This window comes from Rhizorhabdus sp. GW822-FHT03C02, from assembly GCF_058801765.1.
Window position 1 is genome coordinate 22663 of the sequence record NZ_JBXANN010000008.1, and the last position, 20664, is coordinate 43326.

Below are 20664 nucleotides of genomic sequence, written 5' to 3' on the forward strand. Positions count from 1 at the left end.
GACTGTCATGCCACTGCGTTTTGCCGAAAAAGCGAGCCAGACCCATGATTTCCCGCTGACGATCGGGCATCTGCTCGACTCGGCGACGATCAGCGCCGCCGATCAGGAGATCGTCTATCGCGACCAGGTCCGGCTGACCTATCGCGAATTCCGCACACGGATCGGCCGGCTCGCCTCGCTGCTGACCCAGGCCGGCGCCGACCAGGGGGTGACGGTCGCCGTGATGGACTGGGACAGCCATCGCTATCTCGAGGCCTATTTCGCGGTGCCGATGATGGGCGCGGTGCTGCAGATGGTGAACATCCGCCTGTCGCCCGCGCAGATCGCCTATACGCTGCAGGACGCGCGCGCCGAAATCCTGATCGTCCACCGCGATTTCCTGCCGCTGGTCGAACAATTGCTGCCCAATCTGCCGCAGGTGAAGGCGGTCCTCGCGATCATGGAAGGTGGCGACGACAAGAGCGGGGGCGGCGCGCCGCCCTGGACGATCGGCGACTATGAGGCGCTGCTTGCCGCCGCCCCGGCCGATTTCGCCTTTTGCGATTTCGACGAGAATGCGGTGGCGACGACCTTCTACACCACCGGCACCACCGGCAAGCCCAAGGGCGTGTGCTTTACCCACCGCCAGCTCGTGCTCCACTCGCTGGCGATCAACGCGCCGTTCGGCAGCCAGCGGCGGCCCGGTTTCGGGATCGACGACGTCTATATGCCGATGACGCCGATGTTCCATGTCCATGCCTGGGGCATGCCCTATGTCGCGACGATGCTCGGGGTGAAGCAGGTCTATCCCGGCCGCTACGATCCCGACATGCTGCTCGACCTGCGCGAACGCGAGGGCGTCAGCTATTCGCACTGCGTGCCGACGATCCTGCAGATGCTGCTCGCCGCCGCCGACCGGCGCCAGGCCGACCTGACCGGCTGGAAAATGACGATCGGCGGCTCGCAGCTCACCCATCATCTCTATCATGAGGCGCGGCGCTTCGGCATGCATGTCGGCGCCGGCTATGGCATGTCGGAAACCGCGCCGACGATCAGCCTCGCCCGGCCGATGGCGGGTGACGACGAAGCCGACGACGACGCGCTCGCCGATGCGATGACGATGTCCGGGGTGCCGATCCCGCTGGTGTCGGCGCGGATCGTCGATGCCGAGATGAACGAGCTGCCGCATGACGGCAAGACCCGCGGCGAACTCGTCCTGCGCGCGCCCTGGCTCACTCCCTGCTATGTCGGCAATGCCGCGGCGTCCGAGGCGCTGTGGCGCGGCGGCTGGCTCCACACCCAGGACGTCGCCACCATCGACCGGTCCGGGCGGCTGCAGATCCGCGACCGGCTCAAGGACGTGATCAAATCGGGGGGCGAGTGGATCTGCTCGCTGACGATCGAGGACATGCTCAACGAACTGCCCGAGATCGCCGACATCGCGGTGATCGGCGTTCCCGACGAACGCTGGGGGGAACGGCCGATCGCGGTGATCGTGGCGGCGCCCGACCGCGTCGTCACCGAAGCGCTGGTCGGCGCCCGGATCGAGACCGCGATCGCGCGCGGCGAGATCAGCAGCTATGCCCGGCTCGACCGGATCGAGCTGGTCGACCGCATCCCGGTGACCAGCGTCGGCAAGGCCGACAAGAAGGCGCTGCGCGCGCAGTTCGGCGCCACCGCGCCCGCCGTCGCGGTCGCTTCGAACTGATGACGCTACCGTTCGATTTCCGCTATGGCCCGCGGCTGCGCAGCGGCGCGGGCGCGGCGGCCGATCTCGCGGCGCTGCTGCCCCCGGGCCGGATCCTGCTGGTCAGCGACCGCCAGATCGGCGCGCTCGGCCTGCTCGCGCCGGTGATCGCCGGAATCGAGGCGAGCGGGCGGACGGTGATCCTGTTCGACGAGGTCGAGGCCGATCCGTCGCGTGCGACGCTGATGGCGGCGGTGGTCTCCGGGGCGCAGGCCGGCGTCTCGGCGGTGATCGGGTTCGGCGGCGGCAGTCCGATGGATGTCGCCAAGCTCGCCGCCTATCTGCTCGGATCGCGCGAGCGGCTCGACGATCTGTGGGGCGTCGACCGGACCCGCGGCCAGGGCCTGCCGCTGGTGATGGTGCCGACCACCGCCGGCACCGGATCGGAGGCGACCGGGGTCGCGATCATCAGCCTGCCCGACGGCGAGAAACGCGCGGTGGCGAGCGCCGCGCTGATCGCCGGCGATGCGATCCTCGATCCGCTGCTCACCCTCGGCCTGCCCCGCGCGGTCACCGCCGCCACCGGCATGGACGCGATCGTCCACGCGATCGAAGCCTTCACTTCGCGCCACCGCAAGAACCCGCTCTCCGACATGCTCGCGCGCGAGGCGCTGACCTTGCTGGTCGGGCATATCGCCACCGCCTGCGCCAACCCCGGCGACATCGCCGCGCGATCGGCGATGCAGCTCGGCGCGCATCTCGCCGGGGTAGCCTTCGCCAATGCCCCGGTCGGCGGGGTCCATGCGCTCGCCTATCCGCTCGGCGGCCGTTTCCATGTCGCGCATGGCGTCGCCAATGTCGTGATGCTGCCGCATGTGCTCGCGCACAACCTCGCCGCGGCGACCCCGCTCTATGCCGAGCTCGCGTCGCTGGTCGACCCGGCGCTCGCCGGCCTTCCCGCGCCGGCGCGCGCCGAGGGGCTGGTCGCGGCGCTCGGCACCCTCGCCGCCGGCATCGGCCTGCCACGGCGGCTGCGCGACATCGGCATCGGCGCGGCGGACATCGCCGGGCTGGCCGACGACGCGATGCGCCAGGAGCGGCTGCTGCGCAACAACCCCGTGCCGATAAGCTGCGAGGATGCCACGCGCATCTATGGAGCAGCCCTGTGAGCAAGCCGGCCTTTCGCGACCGCGCCGCCTATCGCCACTGGGACCGGATCGGCACGCGCTGGCTCGACAACGACGCTTATGGCCATGTCAACAACGCCATCTATTATCAGTGGTTCGACACCGTGGTGAACCGCTGGCTGATCGCCGCCAGGCTGCTCGACATCGCGCAGGGCGATCCGATCGGCCTCGTCGTCGAGACCGGCTGCCGCTATGCCAGCCCGCTCGCCTTTCCCGATGCGATCGAGGTCGGGCTCGCGGTCGCGAGCATCGGCCGGTCGAGCGTGACCTATCATCTCGGCATCTTCCGCGAGGGCGCCGACGCGGCCGCCGCCGAGGGCCATTTCACCCATGTCTATGTCGGGCGCGCCGATCGCCGGCCGGCCCCGATCCCCGACAGCTGGCGGACCAGCCTGGCCCGCCTCACCGACGACCGATCCCGATCAGGAGAATGAAGTGGATCTGAACTTCACACCCGAAGAAGAGGCTTTCCGCGAGGAGGTCCGCGCGTTCCTGCGCGCCGAACTGCCCGCGGCGCTCAGCGACAAGGTGCGGTCGGGCAAGCGCCTGACCAAGGCCGATATGGAGCAATGGCACGCGATCCTGAACGCGCGCGGCTGGCTCGCCAGCCATTGGCCGGTCGACTATGGCGGCACCGGCTGGTCGGTGGTCGAAGGCTTCATCTTCGAGAATGAAAGCGCGCTGGCGGGCGCCCCGCGGGTGGTGCCGTTCGGCCCGAGCATGCTCGGCCCGGTGCTGATCAAATATGGCAGCGACGCGCAGAAGGCGCACTGGCTGCCGCGCATCCTCGATGGATCCGACTGGTGGTGCCAGGGCTTCTCCGAACCCGGCGCCGGCTCCGACCTGGCCGGGCTCAAGACCGCCGCGGTGCGCGACGGCGACCATTATATCGTCAACGGCCAGAAGACCTGGACGACGATGGGCCATTTCGCCGACATGATCTTCTGCCTGGTGCGGACGTCGGCCGAGGCGCGCAAGCAGGACGGCATCTCCTTCCTGCTAATCGACATGAAGACCCCGGGGATCGACGTGCGCCCGATCATCACGATCGAGGGCGAGCATGAGGTCAACGAGGTGTTCTTCACCGACGTGCGGGTGCCGGTCGCCAATCTGGTCGGCACCGAGGGTCTCGGCTGGACCTATGCCAAATATCTGCTGACCTATGAGCGCACCAACATCGCCGGGATCGGCGGGTCGTTCGCGGCGCTCGACTGGCTCGAGGATATCGCCCGGCGCGAGCGTAAGAACGGCCGGCCGCTGGCGGAGGATCCCTATTTCGCGGCGCGGCTCGCCAAGGTGCGGATCGACCTCGAAAATATGGAGACGACCAATTTGCGGGTGATCGCCGCCGCCGCGCGCGGCGGGGCGCCCGGCGCCGAAAGCTCGATGCTCAAGATCCGCGGCACCGAGATCCGCCAGGAGATCACCAGCCTGACCCGCCGCGCGCTCGGCCCCTATGCCCAGCCCTTCGTCCCCGAGGCGCTCGAGGCCGGCTATAATGGCGAGGCGATCGGCCCCGACTATGCCGCGCCCGTGGCGTCCGAATATTTCAACAACCGCAAGCTCACCATCTTCGGCGGATCGAACGAGATCCAGCGCAACATCATCGCGAAAGCGATCCTCGATCTTTGAGAGAGACCGACAATGGATTTTGAACATGGCCCTGACCGGCAAATGCTCGTGGACATGTTCGGGCGCTTCCTGTCCGAACGCTATGGCTTCGACGAACGGCAGCGGATCGCCGGATCGGCCGACGGCTTCAGCCGCCCGCTCTGGCGGCAGATGGCCGATCTCGGCATCCTCGCCGCGCTGTTCGAGGACAAGGATGGCGGGCTCGGCGGCGACCCGTTCGACATCCTCGTCCTGTTCGAGGCCGCCGGCGCCGCGCTGATGGTCGAGCCGCTACTCGGCACGCTGCTCGCCGGCCGGGCGCTGGCGGCCGCCGGCGGCCGCCAGGATCTGCTCGCCGATCTGATCGCGGGCACGACGATCGCCGCCTTCGCCCATTACGAACCGCAGGGCCGCTACGACCCGCGCGACATCGCCACCCGTGCCCGGCGCGACGGCGATGGCTGGCGGCTGACCGGCACCAAGGCGGTGGTGCCGCATGCGGGAACCGCCGACCTGTTCATCCTGTCGGCCGGCACCGCCGAGGGTGACGGCGACGCGCTGTCGCTGTTCGCGGTACCGCGCGCGAAACCGGGCCTGACGGTGCGCGACTATCCGATGGTCGACGGCGGTCGCGGCGGCGAGATCCTGCTCGACGATATGCTGCTGCCCGGCGACGCGCTGCTCGGTACCGAAGGCACAGCGCTGCCGATCGTCGAGGCGGTGCTCGCGGCCGGGCTGCTGGCGCTGTCGTCCGAAGCGGTCGGGGTGATGGAGATCCTCAAGCGCGACACGCTCGACTATCTCAAGACCCGCACCCAGTTCGGCGCCCCGATCGGCAAGTTCCAGGTGCTCCAGCACCGCATGGCGACGCTGCTGATCGAGATCGAGCAGGCGCGATCGGCGGCGATCAACGCCGCCGCCGCGCTCGGCGGCGATCCGCGGACGCGCGACCGCGCCGGCTCGGCGGCCAAATATACCGTCGGCCGCGCGGGCACGCTGGTCGCCGAGGAGGCGATCCAGATGCATGGCGGGATCGGCATGACCTGGGAAATGCCGCTCGCCCATTATGCCAAGCGCGCGATCATGATCGACCATCAGCTCGGCGACGAGGATCATCATCTCGCGCGCTACATCGCCCTGCGCCGGGAGGCGGCGCCGGCGGAAAGCTGATCCGGAATAGCCGCAAGGTTGCCTCTTGTGCCCCTCTCCCGCTCTTCGCGGGAGAGGCCGGGTGAGGGTCTTCTTCTGTTTCTCTTGTGAAAAAAGAAGAAGAAGACCCTCATCCAAACCTTCTCCCGCAAGCGGGAGAAGGCTTCAGAAGAAGGCAAGTTAGCACCTTGGGCAGGATGCCGGGGAAGCCGCTCAGAACTGGTCGAAGATCGATCCCATGCGCGGGCTGAACAGCCGGTCATAGGCTTTCAGCAGCGCGCCGTCGGTCATGCCGGCGATATAGTCGCAGATCACCCGGCCGACCTCGCCGCCTCCGTGCTCGCCGCCCAGCAGCGCGCGCTGTTCGGGCGGCAACAGCGTCTCGGGCTCGGACGCCAGCGCCTCGAACACCGAGACCACCATCTTCTGGCCCTTGAACTCGAGCTGCTGGACCCCGGCGCTGCGGATCACGCTCTGGTAGACCGCCTCCTTGAGCGCGGCGAGGAAGCGCCCCGGCCCGTCCTGCATCGCCGCCCGGTAGCGGATCAGCGGCTCGTCGAACTGGTCGAGCGTGTCGATCCGGATATGGGTGATCAGATGGTGGACCATCCGGCCGATGCAGCGTTTGCGCTCGCCATCCTCGCCGAACAGCGTCTCGACCAGCCGTTCATAGACGTTGTTTTCGGACTCGCCGGGATATTTCTCTTTCAACCGGACGAGGAAGGAGGCGCAGGCCGCCTCGGGCACCAGGGTCCGGAATGCGTCCTCGCCGATCAGCCGGAGCGCCAGCGCATCCTCGAGGTCGTGGACGCCGAAGCCGATATCGTCGGCGACGTCCATGATGCTGCAGTCGAAGGATTTGTGGAGCGCCTTGTGGTGCCGGCCGGTCTCGGTCTTCAGCGCGGTGAAGCCCTCGCGGTCGGCGCTCGACAAAGGTGCGAGGATCCAGGCCGCGACCTCCGCCTCGCAGTCGAGATAGGCCTTGGGCGGCTTCGACACATGCCGATCGATGATGCTGATCGCGGTCGGCCTGAGATTGAGCCGCGGCGCGCAGGCGGGGTTATAGGCGCGCGAGAAGGGCACCGGATATTTGAGCACGCCGAGCAAGGTGCGCCGCATCATGTTCGCCCCGGCATGCGCCGAGAATTTCTCGAGCTTCGACAGGATGCGCAGCGTCTGGCCGTTGCCCTCGAAGCCGCCGGCCTCGCGCATGCAATAGTTGAGCGCGACCTCGCCGCCATGGCCGAACGGCGGATGGCCGAGATCGTGGGTCGCGCCGATCGCCTGGATCAGGCTGTGGTCGGGCAGATGGGCGATCGCCGGATGATCGGGGAAATCCTGGCGGAACTGGCGGGCGATGCCGCCGGCGATCTGCGCGACCTCGAGCGAATGGGTCAGCCGGGTCCGGTAGAAATCGCTGTCGCCGAGATTGAGGATCTGGGTCTTGCCCTGCAGCCGCCGGAACGAGGCCGAATGGATGACCCGCGCATAATCGATGTCGGCCTCGTTGCGCGCATCCTCGCGCTGGGCCTGCCAGCTTTCCTGCCGCGCGTACCAACTCATTCCCGGCGCCGCCTCACCCATATCGCGCCCTATGTGGGGCAAGTATCGGAGGCGCGAAAGCGAATTCGGTCCGGGGTCATTGCGGGCTGATGTTCTTCAGGCGCTTGCCCGCCTCGCGCCAGCCGTCGATCCCCTCGGCAAACCATAGCACATCCGGGTAGCCGGCACGGTGCAGGCGCATCGCCGCATTCCAGCTCATCCAGCAGTCGGCGAGACAGAAGACGACCACCGGCTTGCCACGGTGACGGCCGACCAGCCGCCGCACTCCACCCAGGAACCAGGGCTCGATCCCGTCGGCGAGCGTCCCGCGCCCGGCTTCGGGGAACCAGTGCGCCCCCGGGATCGAAGCGTGCGGCGTCGCCAGCCGCCAGCGTCCGGTGGCGGCATCGCGCACGCCGCCTTCGGCCGGGGTGACGTCGATCAGGATCGCACCGTCCCGCGCGCTCTTCGCCACCGCGTCGATGCCGATCCGCCCGACTCCTTCGGGTGCGGCCGGCACCACGCCGCGATAATGCGCGATGCGATATCCGGTCGCCGGATCGAAGCTGGCGGCATCGTCCGCCGGCGAAACGCTTGCCAGCAGCAGCCAGGCGACGAGCATCATGCGACATCCTCCCTGCCGATGCCCGGTCCGGCATTGGCCCAAGGTGCCATATTAGCGGCGCGCGCATCGCTTTACCCTCCTCCTTTGGGAGAAGAGGATGATCCGCCTGATCGCCATCGCGCTGCTGACGCTGTCGGCGGCGCACGTCGTCGCCGCGCCGGCCGATCCGCTGGGATCGCCCAACTGGCCCGCGCTCGCCCGCAGTTTCTTCGGCACGGCGCCGGTGCGCTTCGACGATCGGGTCAGGGTCGGCATCCCGTCGATCGCCGAGAATCAGCGCAGCTTTCCGGTCGCGATCGACGCGCGCGGCATCGCCGGGGTGCGGCGGATCCTGATCTTCGCCGATCTCAACCCGATCCCGCTCGCGGTCGACTTCCGGCCGCTGCGCGCCGCGGCCTATGTCTCGACCAGCATCAAGCTCGACCAGCGCACCCCGGTGCGCGGCGCGGTCGAGCTCGCCGACGGCAGCTGGCTGGTCGGCGGCGCTTGGGTCGATGCCGCCGGCGGGGGCTGCTCGATGCCGCCGCTCAGCCGCGCGCGCGGCGACTGGGCCGAGCATCTCGGCGAGATTCGCGGCGGTGCCTGGGCGACGCCGGCCGGCGCGCGCGTCCGGGTCGGCTTCCGCCATCCGATGGACACCGGCTTCGTCGCCAATATCCCGACCTATCATCTCGAGGAAGTCGCGCTGCTCGGCGCCGACGGCACCCCCGCCGCCACCCTGACGATCGAGGCGTCGGTCGCCGAGGATCCCGAATTCGGCCTGATCGTCGCCGCGGCGCCCGGTGAAGCGCTGACGATCCGCGGGCGCGACACCAACGGCATCGACTATGCCGCCCGGCTGCTGGTGTCGCCGCCGGCGCCGCGATCGAGCCCCGCGCCATGATGCCCACGGGGTTCAGCCGTCGCGGACTGCTGGCAGGCCTGGGTGCCGCCGCGGTCGCGCCGCCGTTGTGCGCACAGCCGCTCGCCTATCGCATCGCGCCCGTGCCGATCGGTGACGGCATCTGGATCGTCCGCGGCGCCGACGCGCCGGTCGCCCGCGACAATGGCGGAGCGATCGCCAATCTGACGATCATCGCCACCCCCGCCGGCACCATCCTGGTCGATTGCGGCCCGTCGCTGCGCTACGGCACCGCGCTCAAGGCGGTCGCCGAGACGCTGACCGGCAAGCCGGTGATCCGGGTCTATCTGACCCATCTCCATCCCGACCATGTCTATGGCGACGGCGCCTTCGATCCGGCGATCGTCGCCGCGACCCGGCCGCAGATCGACGACCTCGCGGCGGCGGGCAAAGGCTTTTCCGACGGCATGTACCGGCTGCTCGGCGACTGGATGCGCGGCACCGAACTCGCCCTGCCCGGCCATGTCCTGGCGGGTGACGCCGAGGATTTCGGCGGCCGCCGCATCCGCCTGCTGCCGCTCGCCGGGCACAGCGTCGCCGACCTCGCGCTGCTCGACGAGGCGAGCGGCACGCTGATCGCCGGCGACCTGGTGTTCCATGATCGCGCGCCGAGCACGCCCAATGCCGATCTCGCGCGCTGGCGAAGTTCGCTCGATACGCTCAAGGCGATTGGCCATGGCCGGGTGGTGCCGGGCCATGGGCGGTTCGATCCGACCCCGGCGACGGCGATCGACCAGACCCACGACTGGATCGACTGGCTGGCGGCGACGATCGACCAGGCGGTACTCGACGGGCTGGGGCCGGTCGAGACCGGCGCCCTGCCGATCCCACCGCGCTTCGCGGCGATGGCCGCCGCACGCTACGAGCTGCAGCGGTCGGTATCGCATCTTTACGCGTCGGCCGAGACCCGGCTGCTGCCGCGGATCGACCGGAAAGACTGAGGCGGTCGACCGGGTCGACCGCCTCGATATCTGGCTTCTAGAAGAACAATATGGCGCCGGTCGATATCGCGTTCGACGACGCGTCGTTGCCGTTATGCGCCTCCGCGCGCGAATGGGTATATTCGCCCACCAGCGTCAGCCAGTCGGTCAGCCCGTAGCGCAACTGCCCCACCCAGCTGCTGTTGGTGTCGAGCAGGGTCGGGTTGACCTCGCCCTTCGCCAGATCGAGATGGCTTTCGCCATAGCTCGCGCCGACCGTCAGCTTGCCGATGCCATAGGTGCCCTGGACGTAGAAGCCGTCGCTGTCGCGCTTGCGGCCGAGCGCATCGGTCGACAGGATGAACAGGCCGGTCGTGCCGAGCCCCGAGCCGGCGTAATAATAGCCGACCAGGCTGGCGGTGCCGAAGCTGAGCTTGGTGCCGACGTCGAAACCCTTGCCGGTATAGTCGGGCGCGGCGCCGACCCCGTCATGCTTCTGGGTGATGCCATTGACCCAGAGCTTGCCGCCGAAACCGCCGGCCTTGAAGTCGTAGCTGATCTTGGCCTGGAAACCGGGGGTCTTGTTGACCTCGGCATTGCCGACGGTGACCAGCGGCTGGAAGGCGCCGATCGCCGCCTGGAAACCGCCGAACTTCGGGGTGGTGTAGGTGATCTGCGGCTGGAAATCGGTGTAGAGATAGCCGATGCCGATCCGGCCGAGCGAAGTGTTCGACGGGCCCGTATTGTCGGCGACGCTGCCGACCGACAACAGGGTGATGTCGTTGAGGATCGCCTCCTGCCCGAACAGGCCGATGTCGCGGCCGATCTTGACCTCGCCGAAGCCCGCGCGCCCGAAGGTCAGGTAGGTCTGGCGGAAATCGATGCCTGCGGTCGCCAACGCCTGCGGGGTGCCCGGCGAATTGGCGCCGCCCGCGGTCAGGACGCTGTTGATGCCGGGATAGATGCCGAAATGGGCGCCGACGTCCCAGCCACCCTGGTTCGTGCTCGCTTCGATCTTGAGGAAGCCCGGCAGCAGGCCGTTGCGGATCGATGAGCTTTTCGAACCCTGGCTGGCGAGCCCGCCGACGACGGTGTTGGCGGCGCTGGGCGTGGCGGCGTCGTCATGGACATAGAATCCGTTGATCTGCCCCGAGAATTTGAGCGCGACCGCACCGATCTGCAGCCCGACGCCGCTCTCGGTGGCGCGAACGACATGCTGCTCGTCGAGCCAGCTCGCCGATGGTGCTGCAGCGTTGGCGACCGCCGGTTCGGCGCTCTTGCGCTGCACAAGCGCCTGATATTCTGCGTCGGTCAGGATCCCCTTTTCCTTCAGCCGCAGCAATAGATCGTCGGTGGTGTCCGCATGGGCCGGCGCCACCGCACCGAGCATGGACATGGCTATGGCCGTGGCGGCGAGCCACTTTCTCGTTCCAGTCATCCTGATCCTCCCGTTGAGCGCGTCCTGTCTGGCGCGCCGGTGATCAGAGGCTGATCCTGTTCGCCGCAGTGCGATATTGGACTTTGGGACGGCGCGTTCGGGGAGAGCGACATGGCACTCTTTTCTTCTTCGTCATCCCAAACTCGATTTGGGATCCAGAGCCGCAACGTCGCGCTTCCTGCTGCGAGACTGCGGGTTCTGGATCCTGATTTTCATCAGGATGACGAAGGAAAGGGCCGATACGCGACCCGTGCCCTATTTCGCGATGACGACGCCCCATGGCGCGGTACCGACCGGAATGGTGGCGATGACCTTGCGGCTGGCGATATCGATCACCGAGACATCGTTGGTGAGCCCGTTGGCGGCGAAGGCGCGCTTGCCGTCGGGTTCGATCGCCAGATGCCAGACACGCTGGCCGACGGTGACATAGCCGGTGACCTTGCGGGTCGCGACATCGACGAAGGCGACATGGTTGCCGCGCCCGAGCGCTACCAGCGCGGTCTTGCCGTCGGGGGTGAAGCGCACCCCGACCGGCATCACCTTCGAGGCCGCCACCCCCGGCGGCGCGAAATGCAGCGTGTCGACCACCGCCCTGGTCGTGGTGTCGACGATCGCCAGCGTACCGCCGATCTCCGCGGTCACCCACAGCCAGCGGCCGTCGGCGCTGAATTCGGCATGGCGCGGGCGCATGTCGACCGGGGTCTGCGCGACCACCGCCTGGCTGGCGATGTCGATCCAGTGGACCTGGTTGTCGGTCTCCGAGGTCGACACCACGATCCGGCCGTCGGGGCTGGTCGCCATCCCCTCGGGCTCGACCCCGACCGCGATCTGGAAGGCGACCTTCCTGCCCGGAACGTCGATCGCGGTGATCGCCGCGTCGCGCTCGTTGGCGGCGAACAGCATCGTCCCGTCGGGCGAGAGCGCGAATTGTTCGGGGTCTTCGCCAGACGGCAGGTCGGCGACGACCTTGCCGGTCGCGCGGTCGACCACCTGCACCGCATTCTCGTCGCTCGCGCAGACATAGAGCTGGCGGCCGTCCTTCGACAGCAGCAGCCCGCGCGGGCGCTTGCCGACCGGCCAGGTCGCGACGACCTTCAGGCTGTCGCCGTCGATCGCGCTGATCGAGGCGCCGCGCTCGTTGGTGACATAGATCGTCTCGCCGAACGCGGGGCCGGCAAGCAGGAGGGTCAGGTAAAGGGCCTTGCGCATGCGCCGACCATAGGCCCCGGCCGGTCGATCGTCCCCTTGTACCTAAGTCCAATGGGCGCTGGCGCGGCGCCCCTGTCTATTCGACGCAAAGATGGTCTGGGGCCCAGCCATGTCGCGCACCCCGTGTTGCCGGCCATCGCCGAGGAGAGAGTGATGAACGCGAAGTATCGACGGCTGACACTGGTATTTTCGGGGCTGGTCTGCGTCGCGTCGGTGTCGGGCAACCTGTTCGCCCATGGCAATGTCACCCCGCAGGCGGTCGACACCCACACATTGCCCGATATCGGCACCGAATGGGTCAAGGTGAACCCCTATCGCGGCAATGCCGAGGCCGCCAAGATCGGCGAATCGGCCTATGGCCAGAATTGCGCGCGCTGCCATGGGCTCGAGGCGATCAGCGGCGGCATCGCCCCCGACCTGCGCTATCTCGAGGCCGGCGACAGCGGTGACGAATGGTTCATCAACCGCTTCCAGCATGGCTCCGCGCATGACGGCAAGGTCTATATGCCGCCGATGGGCGAGGTGCTGGGGCAGAAGGCCGGCTGGGCGATCCGCGCCTGGCTCGAAACCAAGCACGAGGAATGACCGCGCTCGACCGAGGCGCGCTCACCCGGCGCGCGCTGCTCGGCGCGGCCCTGGCCGCCGGCGCCGCCTGGCCGCTCGCCGCCCAGCCGCTCGCCAAGCTGATGGCCTCGGGGGTGCTGCGCGTCGCGGTCTATCGCGACTTCGAACCCTGGAGCTGGGCGGGCAAGGACGGCAAGTTCACCGGCATCGACGTCGATCTGGCGCATGCGATCGGCAAGGCGCTGGGGTTGCGGGTCGAGATCGTCGATTTCCTCGCCGACGAGGGGGTCGACGACGATCTGCGCAACATGGTGTGGCGCGGATCGCTGGTCGGCGGACTGCCGTGCGACCTGATGATGCACGTCCCCGTCGACCGCAAGCTGCAGCTCGACAATGACCGCGCGGTGATCTCCGGGCCCTATTATCGCGAGGGCTTCGCGATGGTCTGCAACCGCGAGACCACCGATTGCGAGGTCCAGCCGCCCCAGCTCAAGGGCAAACGGCTGGTCGCCGAGCTCGACAGCGTTCCCGATTTCTATCTGTCGGGATCGTTCGGCGGGGTGCTGCGCCCCGACGTCCGGCATCTGCCGAGCGGCGCCGCGGCGGTGACCGCGGTGGTGACCGGCGACGCCGACGCCGCGGTCGCCACCCGCGCCCAGATCGAACATGGCCTCAAGACCGCGCAGGGCGACCGCGGGGTCGAACGCCATGGCCCGCTGCCCGCCCTCCCCAGCCCCGGCTGGGACGTCGGCTTCGCGGTCAAGGACGACGCCCGCGAACTTGCCGACAAGATCGACGCGATCATCGCCGGGATGCTGGCGAACGGTGAGATCGCGACCGTCTTTACCGGCTATGGCGTCGCCCACAAGGCGCCGCTGGCGGCCTAGCGGGACCATAGTGCAAATCGCACGAAGACCTTATGGCCTGCGCGCGATCTCTACAGCTTCAACCTCGAAGCCGATCTTTGCCGCCAGGCACCCGCGCCGTCTTCACAGTCTTCTTTGACGTCGACACTTCTCCGGCATCGAAAGCCGTCGACGCCCGATCCAGCCTGCCTTGATCCAGTGTATCGATTACGATACACTGGATCAAGTGAAGCCGATCTCATTCCTTGGCGACAGCCTCGCACGGCTTCGCGACTTCCCCGATGAAGCCAGATCGGAAGCCGGTTATCAGTTGAACGAGGTCCAGCTCGGAAACGACCCGGACGACTGGAAGCCGATGAAGACGGTCGGGCCGGGCGTGCGAGAGATTCGAATTCGCGAGGCATCGGGCGCGTTTCGGGTGATCTACCTGGCGACGCTACCGGACCGGGTGCTGGTACTGCATGCCTTCCAAAAGAAGACCCAGAAACTGCACAGAAAGACATCGAATTGGCGGCACGCCGCCTGCGGGATTGGAATGAATAAAATGGACGTTCAGACCTTCGACAATGTTTTCGACGCGCTGGCGGATACGCCTGCGGAAGCGGCAAACATGAAGGCGCGCGCCGAACTTCTGTCGGCTTTGCGGACCCGGATCGGGTCGTGGGATCTACCCCAGGAGGGTGCCGCCAAGCGGCTCGGCATAACCCGTCCACGGCTCAACGATCTGATGCGTGGCAAGCTCGGCAAATTTTCGCTCGATGCGCTGGTGAATCTTACATCGGCAGCAGGTCTGGAACTGCATATCACGATTGCCGACGTCGCCTGACCAGTTCCGCTTCCACCATCAACTCCTGCCCGACAATGTCATCTTCAACGAGCCATGGGCCAGATTCTCCGCCGACCTCGTCAAGGCCCTCGAAGCCAGAGGCTACAGGGTCGAGGAGCAGGGCTGGAACGGCGATATCGCCGCGATCCAGATCGTCGGGCGCACGCCCCTCCCCTCGTCGGATCCGCGCGCGCGGCTTTTCGATGGTGATCCCATAACCATGCTCGCACGGAAGCAAAGCTGAGAAGCTTCTCATCCTCCTTAGGTCCAATTGTCCGCTTCCCCCATCGGCCTAGCATCACCTCCCGAGCCGTGGAGTCCGCACGGCGCCTGGAGGGGAAACAGAAATGAAGAACAGGCTATTCCACCTGGCCTCGGTCGCCGCGCTCGCGCTTGCCGGCGCCACTGCGATCGCGCAGGAGCCGGCGGCGCCCGCGTCTCCGGCCGCCGGGCCGACCGATGCCGATCTGATGGCGTCGGACACCAACACCAAGGCGGTGCTGACCTATGGCATGGGCCCGAAGGCGCAGCGCTTCAGCCCGCTCAACCAGATCAACGTCGACACGGTGGCGAAGCTCGTTCCCGCCTTCTCGGCCTCGCTCGGCGGCGAGAAGCAGCGCGGACAGGAATCGCAGCCGATCGTCTATGACGGCATCATCTATGTCACCGGCAGCTATTCGCGGCTGTTCGCCTTCGACGCCCGCACCGGCGAGGAGAAGTGGGAATATAGCGCGCGGCTGCCCGACGGGATCATGCCGTGCTGCGACGTCGTCAACCGCGGCGCCGCCATCTATGGCGACAAGATCATCTTCGGCACGCTCGACGCGCATATGGTCGCGCTCAACCGCAAGACCGGCAAGGTAATCTGGAACAAGACCCTCGCCCCCTATGACGCCGGCTACAGCTTCACCGCCGCGCCGATGATCGTGAAGGGCAAGATCATCTACGGCAATTCGGGCGGCGAGTTCGGCATCACCGGCAAGGTCGAGGCCCGCGACGTCAACACCGGCGAGTTGATCTGGTCGCGTCCGACCATCGAAGGCAATATGGGTCAGCTCAACGGCAAGGACTCGACCATGACCGGGAAGCTCAACGCGACCTGGCAGGGCGACCAGTGGAAGACCGGCGGCGGCGCGACCTGGCTCGGCGGCACCTATGATCCCGAAACCAACCTGATCTACATGGGCACCGGCAACCCGGCGCCGTGGAACAGCCATCTGCGCCCCGGCGACAATCTCTACACGGCCTCGACGCTGGCGCTCGATCCCGACACCGGCGAGATCAAGTGGCATTTCCAGACCACTCCGCATGACGGCTGGGATTTCGACGGGGTCAACGAGCTGGTGTCGTTCGACGCCAAGCGCGACGGCAAGATGATGAAGCTGGGCGCCAAGGCCGATCGCAACGGCTATTTCTTCATCCTCGACCGCACCAACGGCAAGTTCCTGCAGGCGACCCCGTTCGTCACCAGGACCACCTGGGCCAAGGGCTACACCCCCAAGGGCCGGCCGATCTACGACGACAGCAACCGCCCCGGCCCGCCGACCACCGAAAAGGGCTCGACGGTGTTCGCCGCCCCCGCCTTCCTCGGCGCCAAGAACTGGATGCCGATGTCGTACAGCCAGCAGACCGGCTATTTCTACGTGCCCGCCAACGAATGGGGCATGGACATCTGGAACGAACCGATCGCCTACAAGAAGGGCGCGGCCTATCTGGGCGCGGGCTTCACGATCAAGCCGCTCTATCCCGACTATATCGGCGCGCTGCGCGCGATCGACCCGGCGACCGGCAAGATCATGTGGGAATATAAGAACAAGGCGCCTTTGTGGGGCGGCGTGCTGTCGACCGCGGGCAACCTCGTCTTCACCGGCACCCCCGAAGGCTATCTCAAGGCGTTCGACGCCAGGACCGGCAAGGAATTGTGGAAGTTCAACACCGGTTCGGGCGTGGTCGGATCGCCGGTCACCTGGGAACAGGATGGCGAGCAATATGTCGCGGTGATGTCGGGCTGGGGCGGCGCGGTGCCGCTGTGGGGCGGCGAGGTCGCCAAGGCGGTGCAACATATCAACCAGGGTGGATCGCTGTGGGTCTTCAAGCTTCCCAGGAGCTGAGCATGGCGCGGGGGGCGGCGGCAGCCGTCCCCCTTCCCGCCTCGGCCGCGCATGCGCTACGCTTCACCGGATCAAGGGCCGGATCGAGGGGGTCTGACTACGTGGAACGAGTATTGATCGCCGACGATCATCCGCTGGTGCGCGACGGCCTGCGCACGGTGATCTCGGTCGCGTTCGACCAGTGCGAATTGTTCGAGGCCGCCTCGATCGACGAGGCGACCGCGGTGATCGAGCGCGAGGGCGATTTCGACCTCGTCCTGCTCGATCTCAACATGCCGGGCACCACCGGTTTTTCCGGGCTGATGACGATCCGCGACCGTTTCCCGTCGGTGCCGGTGGTGATCGTTTCGGCCGCGCAGGAACGCGGCCTGGTCAAGACCGCGCTGGCGCATGGCGCCGCCGGCTTCATCCCCAAATCGCTGCGGCGAAGCGCGATCGTCGACGCGCTCAAATCGATCCTCGCCGGCGAGATCTTCGCCCCCGACATGCTCGACGAGGCCGGCGACGAACAAGATGGCGAGGAGACCGACATCCTGCGCCGGATCGATCTGCTGACCCCGCAGCAGAAGGTCGTGCTGGGCTTCATCGTCGGCGGCAAGCTCAACAAGCAGATCGCCTATGAGCTCGATGTCTCGATGACGACGGTCAAGGCGCATGTCTCGGCGATCCTCGGCAAGCTCAACGTCTACAGCCGCACCCAGGCGGTGATCCTCGTCAACAAGGTCAATTTCACCGCGCCGCCGCTGCTGAGCCGGCCGCACGGCTGACGGAATCCCCGCGCGAACCCGCGCGAGCTTCGCGACGGTCATGACGCCGATTTCGGCGGAGCCGCGATGCCCTGCATCTCGCGCGCGAGTTCGGCCTTGAGGCGGACCGCGCCCGGCGAAAGCGACCGGCGCGCCAGGCTGTAGATCGCGATCGGGATCTGCAGCGGCGCGCGCGATGTCGCCGAACCAAGCTCGACGAGACGCCCCTCCCCAAGTTCCCTTTCCATCGCGAGCGACGAGGTCACCAATATCCCGTCCGACGATTGGGCGAGCTTGCCGAGCAGGTCGTAATCCTCGACGATGTGCCGCGGACCGGACAGCCAGCGCTGGAGATCCTGCGGCAGGAACGCGAAGCTCCCCGCCGGTCCCGACAGCAGGACCGGATAGGGATCGGCGGCCGGGATGCCCCCGAGGACCGGATGCCCGGGACGCACCAGCAGCGACAGCGGGAACGATCCGAGCCGGGCGATCGCCAGGCGCCGATCTTCGGGGATGCGGCCCTCGGCGCTGACGAAGAATTCGATCTCGCCATCGATCAGCCGGGCCGACAGGGCTTCGATGCTGCGGATCATCACCTGGGTCCGCAGCCGCGGCGCCCGGTTGATCGACCCCGCCAGCGCGCCGGGAAGCAAGGCGCGCGCCGGCATCGCCTCGATGCCGAACGCCACCACGCCCTCTTCGCTGTTGGCGGTCTGCCGCATCACCACCCGCAATTCCTCGGCATCCGCCAGCAGCGCTTCCGCGCGGTCGAGGAAGGCGCGCCCCGCCCTCGTCGGATGGACGCCACCGCGATCGCGATCGAACAGCCGCACGCCGGCGTCGCGCTCGGTCGCCTGGATGCTGCGGGTCAGCGCGGACTGCGACAGGCCGAGTTCCTCGCCCGCCTTGATATAGTTGCGGTGCCGGGCGAGCGCGACGACATGCCTGAGATTGCGGAATTCCATCGGCGCCATTTGCATGAAAATCGAGTTTCATATGCATTGGACGCTTTTCGGGGACCATGCAATGACAGGCCCGAAGGGAAGCCGAAGTGCCGATACCGTCGGCGCCGCGAAGCTTCCCGCGACAGGGAGAGTGGGTCCATGCTGGTGGCCGCCGACATCATCGCCGCAGCCGAAAGCCGCGTCGGCATCCGCGACAGCGAGCCCGCGGTGCGGGCCAATCTCGAACGGCTCGTCGACGCGCTCGATCGCGACGGCGGACTGACCGATGCGGGGATCGAGCTGACGCGCAACCACCTGATCCACGACACCGCGAACCGCCTCGAAGGCCTGAAATGGGTGCGCGATTTCCCCGAGATCGCCGACGAGCCTATCACTGCCCCGGTCTTCCTGATGGGCTTGCCGCGATCGGGAACGACCTATTTCCAATATCTGTTCGATCGCGATCCCCGCTTCCGGCTCATCCGCACCTGGCAATCGCTGCTGCCGTCGCCCCCGCCCGGCTTCGATCCGGAGGCCGCGCGGGTGAGAAAGGCCGGATGGGCCGAACGCCGCCGCCACACCCATCCGAGCTTCGACGGGTTCGAGGCGCTGCACCTCTATGACGAGGACGGCTCGGACGAATGCCATGCCTATCTGGAGCAGAGCTTCGGTGCGGCTGGCCTCAACAATCTCTTCCGGGTGCCCGACTATTTCGACTATCTGCTCGACGAGGCCGACCTGGTCGAGACCTACCGGATCCACAAGCGCCAGCTCCGGCTCCTGCAATGGCGCACCGGGCGCAAGCCATGGGCGCTCAAATATCCCAACCATGTGATCGCGCTCGATGCGATATTGGCGGTCTATCCCGATGCGCGCTTCGTGATGACGCATCGCGACCCGGTGCAGGTCGTCGCCTCGATCGCGAAGATGAGCTTCAACCTGCGCGGCATCCGCGCCGGGGGATCGGTCGATCCCGCCGAGGTCGGGCGCGACATGCTCCACTTCATCCAGCGCCATATCGATCGGATCATGGCGTTCGACCGCGGCCCGCATGGCGGGCGGATCGTCCATGTCGACTATTATGCGCTGGTCGCCGATCCGGTCGCGGAGATGCGCCGCATCCATGCGGGGATCGGCATCGACACGCCCGACGAGGTCGCGCAGGCGGTCGGCGACTGGCACCGCGGCAACCCCAAAAATGCGCGCGGGCGCAACGATTACACGCTCGAGCAATGGGGTCTCGACGACGCGGCCGTAGCGGACCGGTTCGACGACTATAGGCGCCGCTTCGATATCCCCCGCGAGCAGGCGGGCCTGCACAGGACCGCGGCATGACCGGCGGCTGGGACGCGGTCGGTGCGGCGCTCGCGACGGCGCAGGCCGAAGTCGCCGCCGCGGCCCCCGATGCCGCCACCGCCGCCGAGGGCGAAGCCTATGTCCTGCGCGTGCTGACCGGTTGCATGAACGATGCCTTTCTCGGCCATCTGTTCGCCGAAAATGGCTGGACCCGCGCCTTGCCCACCCGCGGCGGCCCCAACCCCGATTATCGGATGGGCCATGCCGGCATCGATCCGGCCGGGCGCTACCGCGTCGAAGGCCGCCTCAACGGATCCGAACGGGTCGGCATCGGCCTGTACCGCTTCGGCCCGGGCGGATCGGCCGATCTTACCGGCTATGCGGCGTTCGACCGCGCCTCGGCCGATGCCGACGGGCGCTTCACCCTCGACATCGCCGGCGACGCGCCGACCGAGGGCGCGCTGGCGATCCCGCCGGGGACCCGCGTCGTCATGGCGCGCACGCTTCACCGCGATCCGGCCAGCGACCCGGCCCGGCTGGTGCTGACCGGCGGCTCGGCGGCGCACGACCTGACCCTCGCCCGCGGCAGCGTGCAGGGCGCGCTCGACCAGGTGGCCACGGCGTTGCTCGGATCGGTCCGCCAGTTTCTCGAATGGAGCGCGGTGACGAGCGCCGCGTCCAACCGCTTCCACGCGGAGGCGCCCGCGATGGCGCAAGGCGTCGTCGGCGATCCCGATACCGTCTATTTCCTCGGCGGCTATGATCTTGCCGATGACGAGTGGCTCGAGGTCGTGATGCCGGCGGGCATCCCCGGCTACTGGTCGCTTCATGCCTATAATCACTGGTGCGAAGCGCTCCCCGGCGCGGGAATGGGCGACGATCGTTGCATAGCGGACGCCGATGGGCGCATCCGGATCGCGATCGGTCCCTCGGCCGGCGGGGACGCCGCCAACCGCATCGACACGCTCGGCCGCCGACGCGGCGCGCTGATCTGCCGGATCATCGGCGCGCCAGGGGCCGGCGTGCCGCAGACCCGCGTGCGGCGGACGGAAATCGACTGAGC

The 20664-nt window shown here is 67.6% G+C and carries 20 protein-coding genes; 15 read left to right on the forward strand and 5 right to left on the reverse strand.

Annotated features, from left to right (window positions below):
• Positions 1-7 precede the first annotated feature (7 nt).
• The 5 genes from AC1RM6_RS19215 to AC1RM6_RS19235 are packed head-to-tail and all read left to right on the forward strand — an operon-like array spanning position 8 to position 5634.
• A complete protein-coding gene (locus tag AC1RM6_RS19215; RefSeq protein ID WP_493104147.1) occupies positions 8-1687 on the forward strand; it encodes a long-chain-fatty-acid--CoA ligase in 1680 nt (559 codons plus the stop codon).
• Positions 1687-2835, forward strand: coding sequence for an iron-containing alcohol dehydrogenase (locus AC1RM6_RS19220; protein ID WP_493104151.1), 1149 nt, complete (start codon positions 1687-1689; stop codon positions 2833-2835). Before AC1RM6_RS19215 ends, AC1RM6_RS19220 begins: the two co-directional genes overlap by 1 nt.
• Entirely contained in the window at positions 2832-3287 is a 456-nt protein-coding gene (locus tag AC1RM6_RS19225; RefSeq protein ID WP_493104154.1) for an acyl-CoA thioesterase, read from the forward strand. The genes AC1RM6_RS19220 and AC1RM6_RS19225 overlap by 4 nt, the downstream gene beginning before the upstream one ends.
• Before the next feature lies 1 nt (position 3288).
• A complete protein-coding gene (locus AC1RM6_RS19230) occupies positions 3289-4485 on the forward strand; it encodes an acyl-CoA dehydrogenase family protein (protein ID WP_493104156.1) in 1197 nt (398 codons plus the stop codon).
• A gap of 42 nt (positions 4486-4527) precedes the next feature.
• Entirely contained in the window at positions 4528-5634 is a 1107-nt protein-coding gene (locus tag AC1RM6_RS19235) for an acyl-CoA dehydrogenase family protein (RefSeq protein ID WP_493104158.1), read from the forward strand.
• Between the two features lie 192 nt (positions 5635-5826).
• On the opposite strand, the gene AC1RM6_RS19240 is transcribed toward AC1RM6_RS19235, so the two are convergent.
• Together AC1RM6_RS19240 and AC1RM6_RS19245 are read right to left on the reverse strand one after the other, a co-directional pair.
• Entirely contained in the window at positions 5827-7176 is a 1350-nt protein-coding gene (locus AC1RM6_RS19240) for an anti-phage deoxyguanosine triphosphatase (protein WP_493104162.1), read from the reverse strand.
• A gap of 76 nt (positions 7177-7252) precedes the next feature.
• Positions 7253-7780 carry a rhodanese-like domain-containing protein gene (locus tag AC1RM6_RS19245; RefSeq protein WP_493104165.1) on the reverse strand — a complete coding sequence of 176 codons (528 nt, stop codon included), beginning with the start codon at positions 7778-7780 and terminating at the stop codon, positions 7253-7255.
• 97 nt (positions 7781-7877) lie between these two features.
• Between AC1RM6_RS19245 and AC1RM6_RS19250 the strand changes: the two genes are divergently transcribed.
• Entirely contained in the window at positions 7878-8663 is a 786-nt protein-coding gene (locus AC1RM6_RS19250) for a quinoprotein dehydrogenase-associated SoxYZ-like carrier (RefSeq protein WP_493104167.1), read from the forward strand.
• A complete protein-coding gene (locus AC1RM6_RS19255; RefSeq protein ID WP_493104169.1) occupies positions 8660-9622 on the forward strand; it encodes a quinoprotein relay system zinc metallohydrolase 1 in 963 nt (320 codons plus the stop codon). The genes AC1RM6_RS19250 and AC1RM6_RS19255 overlap by 4 nt, the downstream gene beginning before the upstream one ends.
• Positions 9623-9659: 37 nt before the next feature.
• On the opposite strand, the gene AC1RM6_RS19260 is transcribed toward AC1RM6_RS19255, so the two are convergent.
• Both AC1RM6_RS19260 and AC1RM6_RS19265 read right to left on the reverse strand, forming a co-directional pair.
• Positions 9660-11039 carry a porin gene (locus AC1RM6_RS19260; protein WP_493104171.1) on the reverse strand — a complete coding sequence of 460 codons (1380 nt, stop codon included), beginning with the start codon at positions 11037-11039 and terminating at the stop codon, positions 9660-9662.
• 255 nt (positions 11040-11294) lie between these two features.
• On the reverse strand, positions 11295-12248 hold the full coding sequence (locus AC1RM6_RS19265) for a PQQ-dependent catabolism-associated beta-propeller protein (protein ID WP_493104173.1): 954 nt from the start codon (positions 12246-12248) through the stop codon (positions 11295-11297).
• 153 nt (positions 12249-12401) lie between these two features.
• Between AC1RM6_RS19265 and pedF the strand changes: the two genes are divergently transcribed.
• From pedF to AC1RM6_RS19295, 6 genes are all read left to right on the forward strand, one after another.
• Entirely contained in the window at positions 12402-12833 is a 432-nt protein-coding gene (pedF, locus tag AC1RM6_RS19270; RefSeq protein WP_493104175.1) for a cytochrome c-550 PedF, read from the forward strand.
• The gene (locus tag AC1RM6_RS19275) at positions 12830-13699 is read left to right on the forward strand and encodes a substrate-binding periplasmic protein (protein WP_493104177.1); all 870 of its coding nucleotides are present in this window, start codon (positions 12830-12832) and stop codon (positions 13697-13699) included. The genes pedF and AC1RM6_RS19275 overlap by 4 nt, the downstream gene beginning before the upstream one ends.
• A gap of 169 nt (positions 13700-13868) precedes the next feature.
• Positions 13869-14504 (forward strand): type II toxin-antitoxin system RelE/ParE family toxin, encoded by a 636-nt coding sequence (locus AC1RM6_RS19280; RefSeq protein ID WP_493104179.1) that lies wholly within the window; start codon positions 13869-13871, stop codon positions 14502-14504.
• Positions 14488-14748 carry a gamma-glutamyltransferase gene (locus tag AC1RM6_RS19285; RefSeq protein WP_493104181.1) on the forward strand — a complete coding sequence of 87 codons (261 nt, stop codon included), beginning with the start codon at positions 14488-14490 and terminating at the stop codon, positions 14746-14748. Before AC1RM6_RS19280 ends, AC1RM6_RS19285 begins: the two co-directional genes overlap by 17 nt.
• Before the next feature lie 103 nt (positions 14749-14851).
• Positions 14852-16615 (forward strand): methanol/ethanol family PQQ-dependent dehydrogenase, encoded by a 1764-nt coding sequence (locus tag AC1RM6_RS19290; RefSeq protein WP_493104182.1) that lies wholly within the window; start codon positions 14852-14854, stop codon positions 16613-16615.
• 101 nt (positions 16616-16716) lie between these two features.
• Positions 16717-17382, forward strand: a complete 666-nt coding sequence (locus AC1RM6_RS19295; protein WP_493104184.1) for a response regulator — start codon at positions 16717-16719, stop codon at positions 17380-17382.
• Positions 17383-17420: 38 nt separating this feature from the next.
• Here AC1RM6_RS19295 and AC1RM6_RS19300 read toward each other — a convergent pair whose 3' ends face one another.
• The gene (locus tag AC1RM6_RS19300; protein ID WP_493104186.1) at positions 17421-18341 is read right to left on the reverse strand and encodes a LysR family transcriptional regulator; all 921 of its coding nucleotides are present in this window, start codon (positions 18339-18341) and stop codon (positions 17421-17423) included.
• A 123-nt stretch (positions 18342-18464) separates the two neighbouring features.
• On the opposite strand from AC1RM6_RS19300, the gene AC1RM6_RS19305 reads away from it, so the two are divergent.
• Both AC1RM6_RS19305 and AC1RM6_RS19310 read left to right on the forward strand, forming a co-directional pair.
• Entirely contained in the window at positions 18465-19640 is a 1176-nt protein-coding gene (locus AC1RM6_RS19305; protein ID WP_493104188.1) for a sulfotransferase family protein, read from the forward strand.
• A complete protein-coding gene (locus tag AC1RM6_RS19310) occupies positions 19637-20662 on the forward strand; it encodes a hypothetical protein (RefSeq protein WP_493104190.1) in 1026 nt (341 codons plus the stop codon). The genes AC1RM6_RS19305 and AC1RM6_RS19310 overlap by 4 nt, the downstream gene beginning before the upstream one ends.
• The last annotated feature ends 2 nt before the right edge of the window (positions 20663-20664 follow it).

Coding starts and splice junctions, on each gene's coding strand:
- AC1RM6_RS19250 (WP_493104167.1), top strand. CDS start 7,878: ATGATCCGCCTGATCGCCATCGCGCTGCTGACGCTGTCGGCGGCGCAC.
- AC1RM6_RS19305 (WP_493104188.1), top strand. CDS start 18,465: ATGCTGGTGGCCGCCGACATCATCGCCGCAGCCGAAAGCCGCGTCGGC.
- AC1RM6_RS19290 (WP_493104182.1), top strand. CDS start 14,852: ATGAAGAACAGGCTATTCCACCTGGCCTCGGTCGCCGCGCTCGCGCTT.
- AC1RM6_RS19235 (WP_493104158.1), top strand. CDS start 4,528: ATGCTCGTGGACATGTTCGGGCGCTTCCTGTCCGAACGCTATGGCTTC.
- AC1RM6_RS19310 (WP_493104190.1), top strand. CDS start 19,637: ATGACCGGCGGCTGGGACGCGGTCGGTGCGGCGCTCGCGACGGCGCAG.
- AC1RM6_RS19260 (WP_493104171.1), bottom strand. CDS start 11,039: ATGACTGGAACGAGAAAGTGGCTCGCCGCCACGGCCATAGCCATGTCC.
- AC1RM6_RS19300 (WP_493104186.1), bottom strand. CDS start 18,341: ATGCAAATGGCGCCGATGGAATTCCGCAATCTCAGGCATGTCGTCGCG.
- AC1RM6_RS19275 (WP_493104177.1), top strand. CDS start 12,830: ATGACCGCGCTCGACCGAGGCGCGCTCACCCGGCGCGCGCTGCTCGGC.
- AC1RM6_RS19240 (WP_493104162.1), bottom strand. CDS start 7,176: ATGAGTTGGTACGCGCGGCAGGAAAGCTGGCAGGCCCAGCGCGAGGAT.
- AC1RM6_RS19215 (WP_493104147.1), top strand. CDS start 8: ATGCCACTGCGTTTTGCCGAAAAAGCGAGCCAGACCCATGATTTCCCG.
- AC1RM6_RS19220 (WP_493104151.1), top strand. CDS start 1,687: ATGACGCTACCGTTCGATTTCCGCTATGGCCCGCGGCTGCGCAGCGGC.
- AC1RM6_RS19255 (WP_493104169.1), top strand. CDS start 8,660: ATGATGCCCACGGGGTTCAGCCGTCGCGGACTGCTGGCAGGCCTGGGT.
- AC1RM6_RS19245 (WP_493104165.1), bottom strand. CDS start 7,780: ATGATGCTCGTCGCCTGGCTGCTGCTGGCAAGCGTTTCGCCGGCGGAC.
- AC1RM6_RS19265 (WP_493104173.1), bottom strand. CDS start 12,248: ATGCGCAAGGCCCTTTACCTGACCCTCCTGCTTGCCGGCCCCGCGTTC.
- pedF (WP_493104175.1), top strand. CDS start 12,402: ATGAACGCGAAGTATCGACGGCTGACACTGGTATTTTCGGGGCTGGTC.